At 66.7% G+C, this 17,262-nt stretch carries 9 protein-coding genes; 2 read left to right on the top strand and 7 right to left on the bottom strand.

The annotated features are described in order from the left end of the window. Positions 1–66: 66 nt before the first annotated feature. Positions 67–2,640: a DNA mismatch repair protein MutS gene (mutS, locus tag GGQ96_RS08805; RefSeq protein WP_184114186.1), complete on the top strand. Its 2,574-nt coding sequence runs from the start codon at positions 67–69 to the stop codon at positions 2,638–2,640. A gap of 148 nt (positions 2,641–2,788) precedes the next feature. Here mutS and GGQ96_RS08800 read toward each other — a convergent pair whose 3' ends face one another. Continuing rightward, the gene (locus GGQ96_RS08800; protein ID WP_184113709.1) at positions 2,789–4,237 is read right to left on the bottom strand and encodes a DMP19 family protein; all 1,449 of its coding nucleotides are present in this window, start codon (positions 4,235–4,237) and stop codon (positions 2,789–2,791) included. Between the two features lie 434 nt (positions 4,238–4,671). Here GGQ96_RS08800 and GGQ96_RS08795 point away from each other — a divergent pair, with 434 nt between their 5' ends. Then, positions 4,672–7,374, top strand: coding sequence for a [protein-PII] uridylyltransferase (locus GGQ96_RS08795; RefSeq protein WP_184113707.1), 2,703 nt, complete (start codon positions 4,672–4,674; stop codon positions 7,372–7,374). 8 nt (positions 7,375–7,382) lie between these two features. On the opposite strand, the gene GGQ96_RS08790 is transcribed toward GGQ96_RS08795, so the two are convergent. The 6 genes from GGQ96_RS08790 to thrS all read right to left on the bottom strand — a co-directional run bounded on the left by GGQ96_RS08790 (position 7,383) and on the right by thrS (position 17,077). Then, the gene (locus tag GGQ96_RS08790; protein ID WP_184113705.1) at positions 7,383–7,559 is read right to left on the bottom strand and encodes a hypothetical protein; all 177 of its coding nucleotides are present in this window, start codon (positions 7,557–7,559) and stop codon (positions 7,383–7,385) included. 553 nt (positions 7,560–8,112) lie between these two features. After that, positions 8,113–10,194: a catalase gene (locus GGQ96_RS08785; RefSeq protein WP_184113703.1), complete on the bottom strand. Its 2,082-nt coding sequence runs from the start codon at positions 10,192–10,194 to the stop codon at positions 8,113–8,115. Positions 10,195–10,346: 152 nt separating this feature from the next. Further along, positions 10,347–13,211, bottom strand: coding sequence for a TonB-dependent receptor (locus GGQ96_RS08780; RefSeq protein ID WP_184113701.1), 2,865 nt, complete (start codon positions 13,209–13,211; stop codon positions 10,347–10,349). 626 nt (positions 13,212–13,837) lie between these two features. Then, positions 13,838–14,371 (bottom strand): translation initiation factor IF-3, encoded by a 534-nt coding sequence (infC, locus tag GGQ96_RS08775; RefSeq protein WP_184113699.1) that lies wholly within the window; start codon positions 14,369–14,371, stop codon positions 13,838–13,840. 112 nt (positions 14,372–14,483) lie between these two features. Further along, the gene (locus GGQ96_RS08770) at positions 14,484–15,056 is read right to left on the bottom strand and encodes a sugar O-acetyltransferase (RefSeq protein WP_184113697.1); all 573 of its coding nucleotides are present in this window, start codon (positions 15,054–15,056) and stop codon (positions 14,484–14,486) included. Between the two features lie 14 nt (positions 15,057–15,070). After that, positions 15,071–17,077: a threonine--tRNA ligase gene (thrS, locus tag GGQ96_RS08765; RefSeq protein ID WP_184113695.1), complete on the bottom strand. Its 2,007-nt coding sequence runs from the start codon at positions 17,075–17,077 to the stop codon at positions 15,071–15,073. Positions 17,078–17,262: the final 185 nt, after the last annotated feature.

Here is a 17,262-nt window from a genome sequence, read left to right as displayed (position 1 = left end):
TCCGGCGTCCCCCGGGATGCCCGTCCTTGCTGAACTGATCGCCTTATGACCGCCGCCCCCACGCCGATGATGGCGCAATATCTGACGCTCAAGGAAGAAGCGGGCGATTGCCTGCTCTTCTATCGCATGGGCGATTTCTTCGAACTGTTCTTCGACGATGCGCGGGTCGCCGCCGCCTGCCTGGACATCGTGCTGACCGCACGCGGCGAGCATGACGGCGACAAGGTGCCGATGTGCGGCGTCCCCGTCCATGCCGCCACCGCCTATCTGCAACGCCTGATCAAGGCCGGCCACCGCGTCGCCATCGCCGAACAGACCGAAAGTCCCGAGGCCGCCCGCAAGGCGCGCGGATCCAAGGCGCTGGTCAACCGCGCCATCGTCCGCTTCGTCACCGCCGGCACGCTGACCGAGGAGGCGCTGCTCGACGCGCGATCCGACAATTGGTGCGTCGCGATCGGCGAGGCGGCGGGCGGCGTCGCGCTCGCCGCCGCCGATGTCTCGACCGGCCGCTTCCTGGTCGTCGCGCTCGACGGCGGCAGCGTCACCGCCGAGCTCGCCCGCCTCGCCGCCGCCGAGGTGGTCGCGGCCGAGGACAGCGCCCATGCCGAGCTGGCCGGTGCGCTCCGTCCCCGGGCGGAGTTCGACAGTGGCGCGGCCGAGGCGCGGCTGAAGCGACTGTTCGGCGTGGCGACGCTCGACGGTTTCGGCCAATTCGGCCGCGCCGAGCTGGCGGCGGCGGGCGGGCTGGTCGCCTATCTCGACCATACCGCCAAGGGCGCTCTGCCCTTTCTGCGGCCGCCCGTCGTCCACCGCGCTTCGGCGACCATGGCGATCGACGCCGCCACGCGCGAAAGCCTGGAGCTGACCTGCACCGCCGCCGGGCAGCGCAAGGGGTCGCTGCTCGACGCGGTCGACCGCACCGTGACCGGAGCCGGCGCGCGTGCGCTGGCGGCCGATCTCGGCGCGCCGCTGATGGACCGGGCGGCGATCGACGCGCGGCTCGACCTGGTTGGCTGGCTGCACGACGATGGTGGTGCGCGCGAGCGGCTGCGCGCGGCGCTGCGCGCGCTGCCCGATATCGGCCGCGCGCTCGGCCGGCTGGTGGCGGGGCGTGGTTCGCCGCGCGATCTCGGCCAGCTTCGCGATGGGCTGGACGGCGCCTGGCTGCTCGGCGAGCGGATGCCGGCCGATGGTCCCGCCTTGCTGGCGGAGATCGCGCCGCGGCTACGCGGGCATGGCGCGCTGATCGACCTGCTCAAGCGCGCCCTGGTCCCCTCCCCCCCGATCGACGCATCGGACGGCGGCTATATCGCGGCGGGCTATGACGTGGCGCTTGACGACCTGCGCGACGCGGGCGCGGGCGGCCGTCGCGCCATCGCCGCGCTGGAGGCGGAGATGCGCACGCAGACCGGCGTCTCCGCGCTCAAGGTCCGCCACAACAATGTGCTGGGCTATCATGTCGAGGTGCCGGCGCGCGCGGCGGATGCGCTGATGAAGCCCGACAGCGGCTTCACCCATCGCCAGACGCTGGCCGGCGTGGTCCGCTTCAACACCCCCGCGCTGCACGAGGTCGCGGCCCGCGTCGCCCAGTCGGGCGCGCACGCGCTCGCCGCCGAGGCCGCGCACCTGGAGGAACTGACCGCCACCGCGCTGGCGCAGCGCGAGGCGATCGCCGCCACCGCCGACGCGCTCGCCCGGCTCGACGTCGCCGCCGCGCTGGCCGAACGCGCGGTGGAGGGCGGCTGGGCGCGGCCCGCCCTGGTCGAGCATAGCTGCTTCGAGATCATCGGCGGTCGCCACCCGGTGGTCGAGGCGGCGGTGGCGAAGGCCGGCGAGCGCTTCGTCGCCAATGATTGCCACCTGTCCGAACAGTCGCGGCTGTGGCTGGTGACGGGGCCGAACATGGGCGGCAAGTCGACCTTCCTGCGGCAGAACGCATTGATCGCGGTGCTGGCACAAGCGGGTAGCTACGTCCCCGCCACGTCCGCGACGCTGGGGCTGGTCGATCGCCTCTTCAGCCGCGTCGGCGCGTCGGACAATCTGGCGCGCGGCCGCTCCACCTTCATGGTCGAAATGGTCGAGACCGCCGCGATTTTGGCCCAGGCGACCCCGCGCAGCTTCGTGATCCTCGACGAGGTGGGGCGCGGCACCTCCACCTATGACGGGCTCGCCATCGCCTGGGCGGTGGTGGAGGCGATCCATGAGGACAATCGCTGCCGCTGCCTGTTCGCCACCCATTACCACGAGCTGACCCGGCTAGCGGAACGGTGCGCGGCGCTGTCGCTCCACCATGTCCGCGCGCGCGAGTGGAAGGGCGAGCTGGTGCTGCTCCACGAACTCGCCGACGGGCCGGCGGACCGCAGCTACGGCCTGGCGGTGGCGCGGCTGGCGGGGATGCCGCCCGCGACCGTCGCCCGCGCCAAGGCGGTGCTCGCCAAGCTGGAGGCGGGCCGCGCCAAGACCGGCGGCCTGGCGGCGGGGCTCGACGACCTGCCCCTGTTCGCCGCCGCGCAGGCCGTGGAGGAAGCGCAATGCGACGCGATCCGCGCCGAGGTGGAGGCGCTCGACATCGACGCCCTCACCCCGCGCGAGGCGCTCGACACGCTGTATCGGCTCAAGGCGCTGGCGCGGGAGGGGTGAGGCGGTACCACCTCCGTGTGAGTCGGGCGACGTGGTTCGCGCGGAGGTCCGCGCGCGCAGAGAGGCTCGGTACTAGGCGCACCGAAGCGCGGCTGCGCGGCACGGCAGATTTCCACAGCACAGCCCTGGATATCTGCTCCATGTGGTTTCACATACTCAATGTGTCATCAGCCGCAGCCAAGCGAGGATGCGCGCGTAGATGTTGCAGGCGCTTGAGACGAAATGGGCTGGACCAAATTGCGCCATCATTATCCCGTTCGCATGCTATTGCATCGTCAAGCATATGCCGGGTGCGCCGCTTCACGGCCTCGGTGATGTCATCGTACGGCGACATTAACAACAAATCGGCGCGGGCAGCCGCCATGCGCGCAGGGCCAGCCATGGTCTGTAATTTGGGGGCCTCGTCTAGCAGCGCTCTGGCCATCGACAGTCGGGCGGCATAATCCTCTTCTTTGGCGAGCAAGATCATCGCCTCAGCTTTCCCAATCCAATTTTCACCTGCGGCTCCTATATCCCGACCGCCAGCACTAGCTTCCTCGATGGCGATAGACCGGTCGAAGGCTGCTAGCGCCTCGGGCATGGCGGAAATCCTGGCAGGGTTGATTTGCGCGAGGCCGACCAGCGCCTCGCCTAGCGCACGCCACGCAAAGGCCGCGTTGGGACCCTCTGCCTTGTCTCCATCTTCCGCTATGGATTGCCTGATGGCATCGGCAGCCTGATCCAGCAGGTCCGTCCGCCCCCAGCGTTCACCCGCCAACAATAGCTGGCTTTTCAGATGCAGCACCTGTTTGCTCCATCGCTGGCGGTTGTCCGGGGGGCAGGCGTCCTGCAACGCCCGATAGCCAGCGATTACCGCGTCGATCCCATTTTCATCATCCTCTAACATAGCAACCTCGAACGCCTTCCGGAGCCGGGCCGCCTCTGCTTCAAAATCGTCCCGTGTGGTGATAGGCGGGCGTGTATCGAAATACCCCGTCCAGAAGTCACCAGTCTTCGTGGCCGGATGCGCCGGCGGACCAGACGTGCCACCTGTCTGAGCAATGATCTTCTTTTCCTCAGCCCATTTTTCCGCCGGGGTCAGAGCCAGTACGTGTGGATTGCAACGTAGCCACTCCGAGGCGCGCCGACTGAATTGATCAACATCGAATAAGTCCAGGAATTTGTCGTCGAGTGTTTCGATAACGGACGGAATGTCGCCAAAGCCGCAACCATCCACAACCTTGTCATGGAGCGCTTGGTCAGCCAACATAATACCGACAAACTGATCAAAATTTTCCCTCAGCTCGTTCAGTCCGAATGCCTCCAATCCAGCATCGACTTCAGCCAAGAAAGCATGATCCATTCCGCTATTACCGGCAAACTGTCCATGCCCACCGTTGCATACCTGTCCTACATAAAAACTGGTGCAATATAACAGCCAAGCGTCCGGCTGCACACATTCGCTTGGCAGGTCAGCCTCATGGATACACCAGTTGCAGAAGGAGATGACCGCATTAGGCAACACGGTTGGGTCAAGGTCTTGAAAATCACATCTCAGCACCAAGATGTTTGGAACAAAAAGCTGTGGCGTGGACGGTAATTCTGTTCCGGTGGGCATGCTGTGATCGATCCTGCTTTACGGGGTCGCTATCTGCAACAGGCCGGCGTTGCCTGTCCAGCAAACCGGCTGTCGATGAGAAAAGGCGCAGGCTCGACTGACTAATGGCATGTCTTACATTGGGACAAACGCCAAGAAGATCATCCACTCTCCAACAACGGAAGTTGACTGGGAAAGTCTCCTGATTGCAATTGCGTAACAGCGCTCCTCTTGCACACTTCCCCGGAAGTCGATCCCGATTCCCCTTTTCCCGAAACGATCGTTCGAGGACAGAAAAACAGGACAAGCCGGATCGAACGATCGGCAAGCTTGCGTGGCGTCGATCACGACGCACGGCATCCGGTCGAGCGTCGGCAGACCGTGCCGCTGCCCCCCTTCCCCATCACCCCCCAAACCCGCTGGCGCGCCACCGCCAACCCCGCCATGAAGCGGGCATGAGCCAGTTCGACCATCTTGCCAACCGCCGCGCGATCATCGACCGTCGGGCGATCGCCGAGCGGATCGCGGCGATGCCCGATGCCATTCCCGCCACCATCGTGCCGCTGCTCAAGGATGCGCTGGCGGCGGGCCGCGCGGAAATTGCGCGGCGGCTGGCGGAACGGCCCAGTCGCGGGCTGGAGGCGGCAAGCGGACAGGCGTATCTGACCGACCAGATCCTGCGGCTGCTGTTCGACAGCGCCGTGCGCCTCTATCCGGCCGCCGAGCCGATCGCGCTGGTCGCGGTCGGCGGTTATGGCCGGGGCGAGATGGCGGCGCATTCGGATGTCGATATCGGCTTCCTGACCCGCGCCACCGCCAGCCGCGAGGCGGAACATGTGTTCGAGGCGATCCTTTATGCGCTCTGGGACCTGGGGCTGAAGGTCGGCCACAGCTCGCGTTCGATCGACGAGATGCTCCGTCAGGCCAAGGGCGACATCACCGTCCGCACCGCTTTGCTCGAACGCCGGCTGGTCGCGGGTGACGAGGGCGTCCATGCCGAGGCGACGCGCCGCTTCAAGGCGGAGGTGCAGCACGGCACCGAACGCCAGTTCATCGCCGACAAGCTGGCCGAGCGCGACACCCGCCACCGCCGGATGGGCGATACCCGCTATGTCGTCGAACCCAACGTCAAGGAGGGCAAGGGGGCCTTGCGCGATCTCCACGCGCTCTTCTGGATCGGCAAATATGTCTACGACGTGCAGCGCGCGCGGCAGTTGGTCGAGGTCGGACTGTTCACTCCGGCCGAATATCGAATGTTCCACCGCGCCGACGAGTTCCTGTGGGCGGTGCGCTGTCACCTGCACATCATCACCCGCCGCGCCGAGGATCGGCTGACCTTCGACGTGCAGCGCGAGGTGGCGCAGCGGATGCGCTTCCGCGACGGCGCGGGCAAGTCGGCGGTCGAGCGGTTCATGCAATATTACTTCCTCCAGGTGCGCGCCGTCGGCACGCTGACCGGCGTGTTCCTGGCGCATCTGGACGAGCGGTTCGCGGCGCGGGGCAGCCGCTTCGGCCTGCCGGCGCTGCGGCGGAAGCCCCGCAAGCTCCACGGCTTCGTGCTCGATCGCGGCCGGCTGGCGCTGCCCGAGGACGGCTTCTTCCGCGCCGATCCGGTGCGGCTGGTCGAGATCTTCCAGCTCGCCGACCTGCATGGGCTGGAGGTGCATCCGCTGGCGATGCGCGCCGCCGCCCGCGACGCCAAGCTGATCGACGACCATCGCCGCGACCCGCGCGCCAACGCGCTGTTCCTCGACGTGCTGACCAGCCCGCGCGATCCCGAGCTGGTGCTGCGCTGGATGAACGAGGCGGGCGTGATGGGCCGCTTCATTCCCGATTTCGCGCGTGTGGTCGCGCAGATGCAGTTCGACATGTACCATCATTATACGGTCGACGAGCACACCATCCGCGCGATCGGCCTGCTCGCCCGGATCGAAGCGGGCGCGGAGCGGGAGGCGCATCCGATCGCCACGCGCATCGTCCAGCAGATCGTGTCGCGCCGGGCGCTGCGCGTCGCGGTGCTCTGCCACGACATCGCCAAGGGGCGTGGCGGCGACCATTCGATCCTGGGCGCGGCGGTGGCGCAGCAGCTCGGTCCCCGGCTGGGCCTGACCCCGGCGGAGACGGAGACGGTCGCCTGGCTGGTCCGCCATCACCTCCTCATGTCGGCGACCGCGTTCAAGCGCGACCTGGCCGATTTCAAGACGATCCTGGATTTCGCCACCACCGTCGCCAGTCCGGAACGGCTGCGGATGCTGCTGGTGCTGACCATTGTCGATATCCGGGCCGTGGGACCGGGCACCTGGAACGGCTGGAAGCGCCAACTGCTCGGCGACCTGTTCGAGGCCGCGGAGGAAGTGCTGCGCCTCGGCCACAAGCAGCGCGGCCGCGACGAGCGGATCGCCGATCGCCAGCAGCGGCTGCGCGAGACGATGGGCTGGGACGCCGACCAGCTCGCCGCCGCCGTCCATCGCTTCCCCGCCGCCTATTGGATCGCCGAGCCCGACGACGTGCTGGCGCACAACGCCCGGCTGATCGCGGCGGCCGGCGACGCGCCGCTGACCATCGACGCGCAGGTCTATGCCGAGCGCGGCGCGACCCTAGTCAGCATCTATGCCGCCGACCATCCCGGCCTCTTCTATCGCATCGCCGGGGCGATCAGCCTGGCCGGCGGCAACATCATCGACGCGCGCATCCACACCACGCGCGACGGCATGGCGATCGACAATTTCCTGGTTCAGGACCCGTTCGGCCGCCCGTTCGACGATCCAGCGCGCCTCACCCGGCTGAAATCGGGGATCGAGGATGCGCTGGCCAATCGCGGCAAGCTGATCGACCGGCTGGTCGCCAAACCCGCCGTGCGCCCGCGCGCCGACGCCTTTCCGATCGAGCCCAACGTCCTGATCAACAACGACGCCTCGAACCGCTTCACCGTCATCGAGGTCAATGCGCGCGACCGGCCGGCGCTGCTCAACCAGCTCGCCCATGCGCTGTTCCAGTCGAAGGTGACGATCCATTCCGCCCATGTCGCCACCTATGGCGAGCGGGCGGTCGACACCTTCTACGTCACCGACCTGACCGGCGACCGGCTGACCGCCAGCAGCCGCATCCGGACGCTGGAGAAGCGATTGCTGGAGTCGGCGGACGGCGCCGCCGGCTGATCCCCCGCTCAGGAACTGGTGAGGATGCAGTAGAGCAGCAGCGGTACGCCGAGGAGCAGCACCATCAGCAGGATGGGCATGTCCACCAGTCGCCACAGCATCCGGGTGGAGCGGACGCGCTCGGGTGGATGGTCGGGGGGATAGAGGGTCGGGCGATCGCCCGGGTCGATCCTGGTCGGGTGCATGGCGGCTGGTCCGCTTATCCGAGGTGGCGGGCGCGCGTCACGCTGCCCGCGAAGAGTCGAACAAGGCCCGGGCCCGCCCCGACGCCTGCGCGCCGGGACGGCCCGGGCTAGACTCGTGCGGCCAATTGGCCGCCATGGTTGCGAAACCGCTGGTATGCCACCGGCATGATCATGCGGAAAGAATGGGCGTGGCGGCGTGTCGAGTCAAGCAATGCCGCCGTCGATACGGCACAGTGGAAAGAGAACGATACTGACGTTGGTAAAGGTGAAGCGTTCGGGCCGCCGCATCACCGCTGCACCGCACCGCAGCATTACTTGCGCCTGTGCGACGAAACAGGGCTGGAGGCGCATCGGTCACGCAGGGTGAAACGGTGTAATCACCCTTTTCATGCCGTCGGTGAGGCCCGGATGCCGTCAGGAGAAGTCCGCGATCCTTTCGATACGGATCGTGACTGGACCCCGCCCGCCGCCAGGCCAGAAGGCTGGCGGGCGGGGATCGCCGCCTTCTGCAAACCCTCCCGTCGACAGGTCACGGCGGGAGGATATTCGACCCTTACGCCAGCGTGCGCACCTTCGGCTCTCGGTCCCAGTAGCGCCGCTTTGCCGCCTCGACGAAGCCGTCCAGCGCCACCACGCCAGCGTCCGGCTCGACTCCCGCCTTGTCGAGAAGCGGCTGCGCGGCCGGATTATGGCCGATCGCCTTCAGATGGCCGAAGGCATCCATGACCCATTGCACCGCCGCGCCCTCCTTCGTCAGCTTGGCGGCAGCCTCGGCGGAGAGGATCACCGCGCAGGCATCGACCGTGACCGAGGGCTGACCGAACAGTTGCGCGTCCGCTTTCACGGTCGAACCGTCCGACAGCGGCACCTGCCCGACCTTCGGCGCGATCAGCAGCGGATGGCCACCCGCCGCCTTCACGCCCCGGCGCAGCGTTTCCAGCTCGCCGGCATCGCTGCCGTCGGCGAACAGGATGCCGACCGTGCGGCCCTCCAGCGTGTGTTTCTCCAGCGGCCCGCGAATGATGCGCAGCGCTGGCGACGGCGCCATGTCGAGGATCGGCGCCGCGGCTGGCGCGGCGTCCGGCAGGTCCATCGCCAGCCCGTCGGCGACGCGGGTCGCCAGCGCCTCGTCCACGTTGCGCAGATTGGCCATCACCTGGCGGCGGATATGCTCCAGCGACACCTTGCTCAGCTCGAACACGAAGGCTGAGGCGATATGGGCCTGTTCCGCCGGGTCCATCGACCGCCAGAACATCCGCGCCTGGCTGTAATGGTCGGCGAAGCTCTCGGGGCGGATGCGCAGCTTCGGCCCCTGTTCCTCCGCCGGAAAGGTGACAAAGCCGGCCTTGGGGTCCTCGCGCGGACCGCCCTCTTCGCCTGCCAGGTGAAGCGAATTCGGTTCGTAATTGGCGCGCCCCTTGGGCACCTGCATCTGCATATGGCCATCGCGCTGGAAATTGTGGAAGGGGCAGCCGCCCGCCCGCCCCTTGGCTTGGTTGACCGGAATCTGGTGCCAGTTGGTCGAGCCCAGCCGCTTGATCTGCGTGTCCTGGTAGGAAAAGAGCCGGCCCTGGAGCAGCGGATCGTTCGAGTGATCGATGCCCGGCACCATATGGCTGGGACAGAAGGCGACCTGCTCCGTCTCCGCGAAATAATTGTCGGGATAGCGGTCGAGCACCATCTTGCCGACGATGCGGACGGGCAGCACCTCCTCGGGGATGATCTTGGTCGCGTCGAGCACGTCATAGGGCTGGCTGGCGGCGAATTCCTCGTCGAACAGCTGCACGCCCAACTCCCATTCGGGATAGTCGCCGCGCCCGATCCGCTCGAATAGGTCGCGGCGCTGGTAATCCGGGTCCGCGCCCGCGGTCTTCACCGTCTCGTCCCAGATCGACGAGGCGAGCCCTGCCTTGGGCTTCCAGTGGAACTTGACGAAGGTGCTCTTCCCCTCGGCGCTGACGAAGCGGAAGGTGTGGATGCCGAACCCCTCCATCGTCGCGAAGCTCTTGGGCAGCGTGCGGTCCGACATCGCCCACAGGATCATGTGGGTCGATTCGGGCATCAGCGAGATGAAGTCCCAGAAGGTGTCGTGCGCGGTCGCCGCCTGGGGATAGCCGCGATCCGCCTCCATCTTGGCGGCATGGATCAGATCCGGGAACTTGATCGCGTCCTGGATGAAGAAGACCGGGATGTTGTTGCCGACCAGATCCCAATTGCCTTCGCGCGTGTAGAACTTGACCGCGAAGCCGCGCACGTCGCGCGGCGTGTCGACCGACCCCGCCCCGCCCGCGACGGTCGAGAACCGGACGAACACCTCGGTGCGCTGGCCCTTCTTCTGGAACAGCTCGGCGCGGGTGATGTCGGACAGACTGTCGGTGCATTCGAAATAGCCGTGCGCCGCCGTGCCGCGCGCATGGACGATCCGCTCCGGGATGCGCTCATGGTCGAAATGGTTCATCTTCTCGCGATAGACTTCGTCCTCCAGCAGCACGGGGCCGCGCGCGCCGGCCTTGAGCTGGTTCTGGTTGTCCGCGATCGGCATGCCGTGATTGGTGGTGAGGACCGGATGGTCGGCGTCGGCGACCTGGTGGGTCTCGCCGCCATTGCCGGGATTGCGGGGGTCCATATCGTGCATCGCGTTCGTCCTGTCTGAATTCAGGACATAAACGCGGGCTAAGACGCGCAAGTTGCGGATATGGTATCAGACTGCCGGATAAATCCCCTGCCCGGCGAAAGGGGCCGGCCCGCGTCTGGCGGACCGGCCCCTCCCCTTCCCCTGTTGGACCGTCAGAAGCGCGAGCGGAGCGTCACGCCATAGGTGCGCGGCTCGGCGAGGAAGGCCGAGTAGAGCGCGTTGGCGGTCGAACCGTAGCGGATCGTGTTCGCGATCGATCCGGCCCCCTGATAGGGCGTGTTGAACGCGACCTGGATGTAATTCTTGTTGAAGATGTTCTGCCCCCAGAACTCCACCGCCCACAGATCCTTGTCGCCGCGAATGCCGATGCGGGCATTGACCAGCGTGAAGCCGTCCTGCCGCTTCTCCGGCGCGAGGTCCGATCCGGTATTATAGTCGGAGGTGGTGCGCTGATCGATGTAGAACAGCGCCGACATCCCGTTCGAGCCGATGTCCGGCGTCCAGGCCAGCGAGCTGGTGACGACGTGGCGCGGCGCGTTCGACATCTGGCTGCCGGGCAGCAGGAACAGCGCCGGGTCCAGCGCTTCCCCTTCCGAACTGCCGACCAGGTTGCGGCGGAAATGCGTGTCCGCATAAGTATAGCCCGCCGACACGTTGAAGTTGCGCGCCGGGGTGATCGTCGACTCGATCTCGACGCCCTGCGAGATCACGCCCGGCCGATCGGCATTGCCGGCACAGGTGCCGTTACCCGCGACATTGTCGGTATCCGCGCCGTTCAGGCTGGTCTTGCAGGCCTGGATATTCTGCACCACGAAAACCGAGCCGTTGAAGGTGTTGAGCTGGAAGTCCTTGAACTCCTGGCGGAAGGCGGCGACGTTCAGGCTGAACTGGCCGCGGATGTTGTACTTCGCGCCGATTTCATAGGCGTTCACCTTCTCCGCGTCGAAGCGCAGGCCGCTGGCGTCGGCATTGGAGCGCGGGCCGAACACGCCGTTCAGGCCGCCCAGGTCCGATCGGTCGAGATTATAGCCGCCCGCCTTGTAGCCCTTGGCATAGGAGGCATAGGTCATCAGGCGCGGCGTCGGCTTCCACGAGATGACGCCGGTGCCGGTGAATTCGCTGTCCTTGAACCCGTCATTGAGGTTCAGCGTATTGAGCTGGGCGCTGTTGTTGCCCGTGCAGCTCAGCGTGACGATGCCGGCGATATATTGCCGCGCCGCGGCGGGCACGGCGGCATTGGCGATCAGCGGCGACAGCGACGCCTGTTGGACCGGGCAGATCGTGTTGTTGTTGTTGAAATTGGCGCTGAAATCCTTCCGCTCATGGGTGTAGCGCAGGCCCAGCGTCACCGACAGCGTATCGGTGATGTTGAAGATGTTGTGCGTGAAGAAGGCGTAGTTCTCGCTGTCCTGGCGATAGGTCGAGCCATTGTCGCCGACATTGCGGATCTGCGACAGGCGATCGAGCCCACCCAGCACCGCGCCGCCCAGGGTCGCGCCGAACGCGCCAGTGATCGTGGCGCGGCCGACGGCCGACAGACAGCCCGGATTGGCCTGGTTCTGGAGCGCGGTCGCGGGGTTGAGCGTCGCGACCAGGCGACAGGCAGCGAAGGTGCCATATTGCGAGCCGAACTGGATATTGTCGACGACGCGCAGCTTCTCCTTCGAATAGAAGCCGCCGACCAGCCAGTCGAGCTTGCCATCGAACAGCGAGCCGTTCAGCCGCACTTCCTGGGTGAAGGTGTGGAACTGGCGATAGGCGTTGCCGTCGCCGGCGCGGCTGGTCAGGTCGACATTGGTATAGTCAACATCGCCGGCATTGCCCGACTTATACTCGCGATAGGCGGTGATCGAGGTCAGCGTCGCGCCGCCCAGGTCCCAGTCGAGCTGGCCAGATCCGCCATAATCCTTGGTGACGTTGCGGAACGTCTTGCCGGGGCTGATCGCCACCACGCGGTCGAACGGATTGGCGCGGACGCTGGTGGTCGGCCGCACCGCGCCCAGGCGATTGAGGATCTCCAGGATGCGGTTTTGCGGATTGTAGGCGAAGGCGCCGTCGGTGTTGACGGTCGCGCCATTGGCGGCGGTGGTGTTGGTGCCGGGCGTCGGGTCGACCGTCTCGTTCTTGCTGTAATAGGTCGCCCCGCAGCAGCTTTCGCGCCGCCACGTATAGTCGCCGATCAGACGCAGGCTGATCGCATCGGTCGGCTTGAACAGCAACTGCCCGCGCACGAAATAACGGTTGCGATCGTTGACGCGCGCTTCGTTGCCGTTCTGCGTCAAATTGCGATAGAAGCCGTCACGCTTGTTGTAGATGCCGTCGACGCGGAAGGCGAGCACGTCGCGGATCAGCGGCCCGGTGATGCCGCCCTGGAAACGGACGTTGTCGTAATTGCCATAGGTCGCCTCGGCGATGCCGCCGAACTCGAACTCTGGCGCCTTGGTGACAATGTTGATGAGGCCGGCCGAGGCATTGCGTCCGAACAGCGTGCCCTGCGGCCCGCGCAGCACCTCGACCCGTTCGATTTCGCCCAGTTCGTTGAGGCCGACGCCGGTGCGGCTGCGGTAGACGCCGTCGATAAAGGTCGCGACCGAGCTCTCCAGGCCGGGATTGTCGCCGACCGTGCCGATCCCGCGGATGCGTGCCGAGGCGTTCGCCTCCGAACCGGTCGAGGAGACCAGCAGCGATGGCGCCAGCTGGTTGAGCTGGCGGATGTCGTTGCCGCCGGTGTTCTGCAGGCTCTCCTGCGTCACCGCGCTGACCGCGATCGGCACGTCGCTGAGCGGACTGGCGCGGCGGGTGGCGGTGACGATGATGTCGCCGGCGCTCGCTCCGCTCAGTTCGCTGTCGGCGGCGGGGCCGCTATTGGGCGATTGCGACTGGACCGCCGCATTGGCCGTCGCCTGGCTCGGCACCTGCTTTTCGCTGGCGGTCAGCGGTGTGGCCTCCTGCGCCAGGGCCGGAGCGGCGATGGCGACGGTGGCCACGGCAGACAGCAGATACGCAGCCAGACGCATTGGCATCTCTCCCTATGATGACATTCGCTTTATTTTGAATGTCTGGTTTGACGCCATCCTATGAGCTGCCTTGGGGAAAGCAAGAGTTTCGAAGAACGAATACGCTTTGTCGCCATGTGTTGCGCGGGCGCGACAGGCAGAGACCGCTGCCGTTTATCACCCCTGGGCCGGGGCGGATGGCGATCGGGCGGGCGATGCGCGGGCGCGATCGGGTATGAAGGCTTACCGATTATGCCGAGCGTCGCCGCCGGCGGCGACGACGCCTCGCGCGCGTGATCAAGCCGGGGCAGGAGTACGGCCCCATAAGGCCATGGCCGACGGCGCAGCGTGCGTAATGCGCTGGAGCCATCGCGCCACGACAGCACCCTTGCGCTCCGGCGACACCAGGGCCGAAAGGGCGGGCAGAACGGCAGCCGGCGGATCAAGCCATATTGGCCGCCTGCGCCCGCAAGAGCGCCGCCGGCCGAGGCCTTGCCTGTGGGATTTGGGAAAGTCGGTGGCGCGTCCGCCAGGGCGGACCAATGAAGCGCTCAATTCCATGGATCGGCTCGCACCAGCCCGACCGACCTGCGCGACTCGCCCCGCGAGTCGTGGCGGGTGCGCCGATCCGCACCCGCCATGGGCGCTCACTTCGGCGCGAGCACCATCAGCATCTGCCGGCCTTCCATGCGCGGATAGGCCTCGACCTTGGCGACCTCGGCCACCTGCTCGGCGACGCGCTGAAGCACGTTCATGCCAAGCTGGCCGTGACTCAGCTCACGACCCCGGAAGCGCATGGTAACCTTGACCTTGTCGCCTTCCTCGATGAACTCGACAACCTTCTTCATCTTGGTGTCATAGTCGTGGTCGTCGATATTCGGACGCATCTTGATCTCCTTGATCTCCTGCGTCTTCTGCGACTTGCGGGCGAGATTCGCCTTCTTTTGCGCCTCGTACTTATACTTGCCGACATCGAGGAACTTGGCGACCGGCGGGTCGGCATTGGGCGACACCTCGACGAGGTCGAGTCCGACTTCCTGCGCCTGGGCCATCGCTTCGCGCGTGTACATCACGCCAAGATTCTCGCCCTCATGGTCGATCACGCGGACCTTGGGGCTTTGGATCCACTCGTTGAAACGAGGACCATTCATTGGCGGCGCCTGGTTCGGCCGGCGCATCATGGGAGGACGTATGGGTAAAGCTCCTGTAACGGTTGCCCTGCCAATATAAGACACGCCGGACGTAATGGAAAGACGGTGGCCGGCAAATATCCGCGGGGTCCCGCGACGCGGCTCAGGCGGCGGGCGTGCTTGCGCCGGGCGTCCGCACGCGCGCGGGATTGCCAACGACCGTCGCACCGGCCGGCACGTCGCGCGTCACCACGCTACCCGCCCCGACGATCGCGCCATCGCCGATTGTCACCCCCGGCAGGACCAGCGCGCCGCCGCCGATCCACACGTCGCGACCGATCGCGATCGGTCGCCCCCATTCCGCGCCGGTCGCCCGCTCGACCGCATCCCGCGGATGGTCGGCGGTCAGGATCTGCACGCCCGGCCCGATCTGCGTGCGATCGCCGATCGTCACCGCCACCACGTCGAGCACGACACAGCCGAAATTGAGGAACACGCCCTCGCCCAGCCGGATGTTATAGCCATAGTCGCAGTGGAAGGGCGGCCGGATCACCGCCCCCGCCCCGGCCGTTCCCAGCCCCTCGGCGAGCAGCGCCGCCCGCTCGGCCGCCGATGCCGCGAGCGCCGCATTGTAGCGGATCATCCAGTCCGCCGCTCGCGCCTGATCGGCGACGAGTTCGGGATCGTCGGCGCGATAGGGCTCCCCGGCCAGCATCTTCTGCTTTTCGGACCGCATCGCGCCCACGTCGGTCAGCGCAGGTCGGGCGGCGTCGCCTCGCCCTTCAGCGCCGCGATCGCCTCATCCAGCGTCACGATCTGCTGCTGCTGGCTGCCCAGGCGACGGATGGCGACCTTGCCCTCCTCCGCCTCGCGCTTGCCGACGACCAGCAGGTTCGGGACCTTGGCCAGCGAATGCTCGCGCACCTTGTAGTTGATCTTCTCGTTGCGGCGATCCGTCTCGACCCGCAGGCCGGCGGCGCGCAGCCGGGCCGCGACCTCTTCGGCATAATCGTCAGCGTCCGACACGATCGTAGCGACCACCGCCTGGACCGGCGCCAGCCAGAGCGGGAAGCGGCCGGCATGATGCTCGATCAGGATGCCGATGAACCGTTCGAACGTGCCCAGGATCGCGCGGTGCAGCATGACCGGGCGGTGCCGGTTGCCGTCCTCGCCGACATAAGACGCATCCAGCCGGTCGGGCAGCACGCGGTCGGACTGGATGGTGCCGACCTGCCAGGTGCGGCCGATTGCGTCGGTCAGGTGGAATTCCAGCTTCGGCGCATAGAAGGCCCCCTCGCCGGGCAGTTCCTCGAACTTCGCCTTGATCTCGTCGGGCAGGTTCGACGCCTGCACCGCGTCGCGCAGCTCCTGTTCGGCGACGTCCCACATGTCGTCCGAGCCGAAGCGCTTCTCCGGCCGCAGCGCCAGCTTCACCGCATAGTCGGTGAAGCCGAGATCGGCATAGACCGAATGCAGCAGCTCGCAGAACTTGCGGACTTCATCGACCAGCTGGTCCTCGCGCACGAAGATGTGCGCGTCGTCCTGCGTGAACTGGCGGACGCGCATGATGCCGTGCAGCGCGCCATGCGGCTCGTTGCGATGGCAGCAGCCGAACTCGGCCATGCGGATCGGCAGGTCGCGGTACGACTTGATCCCCTGCTTGAAGATCAGGACATGCGCCGGGCAGTTCATCGGTTTCAGCGCCATCAGGTCCGCCTCACCCGACAGCACCGCGCCCTCATCCTCGGTATTGGGGATCTCGTCGGGGACGACGAACATGTTCTCGCGATATTTGCCCCAATGGCCGGACTGCTCCCATTGGCGCGCGTCCATCAATTGCGGCGTCTTGACCTCGGCATAGTCCGCCGCGTCAAGGCGGCGGCGCATATAGGCCTCGAGCGACCGCCACAGCAGATAGCCCTTGGGGTGCCAGAACACCGACCCCTGCGCTTCCGACTGGAGGTGGAACAGGTCCATCTCCTGCCCGATCTTGCGATGGTCGCGCTTAGCGGCCTCTTCCAGGCGGAAGAGATGCTGGTCGAGCTGCTTCTTGTTGAGCCAGCCGGTGCCATAGACGCGGCTGAGCATCGCGTTCTTCTGGTCGCCCCGCCAATAGGCGCCCGATACGCGCGTCAGCTTGAACGCGGCAGGATCGAGCCGGCCGGTCGAGGGCATGTGCGGCCCCCGGCACATGTCGAGCCATTCGCCCTGGCGGTAGATGGTCAGTTCCTCGCCTTGCGGAAGTTCGGCGGCCCATTCGGCCTTGAACGTCTCGCCCTGCGCGGTCCAGCGGTCGATCAGGTCCTGGCGGCTCCACACTTCGCGCACGAACGGCTCGTTGCGGGCGATGATCGCGCGCATCTCCGCCTCGATCGCGGGCAGATCGTCGTCGGTGAACGGCCGGTCCTTCGGCGCGAAATCATAATAGAAGCCGTCCTCGGTCGCCGGGCCGAAGGTGATCTGCGTGCCGGGGAACAGATGCTGCACCGCCTCCGCCATCACATGCGCGAAGTCGTGGCGCGCCAGCTCCAGCGCCTCGGCCTCGTCCTTCATGGTGATGAGGGCGAGCTGGGTATCGCCCGCGAAGGGCCGCGACAGGTCGCGCACCTCGCCATCGATCCGCGCCGCGATCGCCGCCTTGGCAAGGCCCGGCCCGATCGCCGCCGCGACATCGGCGGGGGTAGTCCCGGGCGCGACCTCGCGGACGGAACCGTCGGGAAGCGTGATGCGGAACAACTCGGCCGGATGGGCGGACATGATGACACTCGGTGATTGGAGAGGGGGCCGAGGCTTATGCGACGCGTGATGCGGGGGCAAGGGTGGAGGGGTTTCCGCCGTCCCTCCCCTTCACGGGGCCGGTGCCGGATCCCACCGTGCCACCCCGGCAACGGCCGGATCTTTACAAGAGTCACGGCACTGCCCGAAACACCGGGCCACCCCGG

It is taken from the genome of Sphingomonas abaci (assembly GCF_014199625.1).
GTDB classification, from domain to species: Bacteria; Pseudomonadota; Alphaproteobacteria; order Sphingomonadales; family Sphingomonadaceae; genus Sphingomonas; species Sphingomonas abaci.
This window is presented reverse-complemented; position numbering and strand designations above follow the sequence as displayed.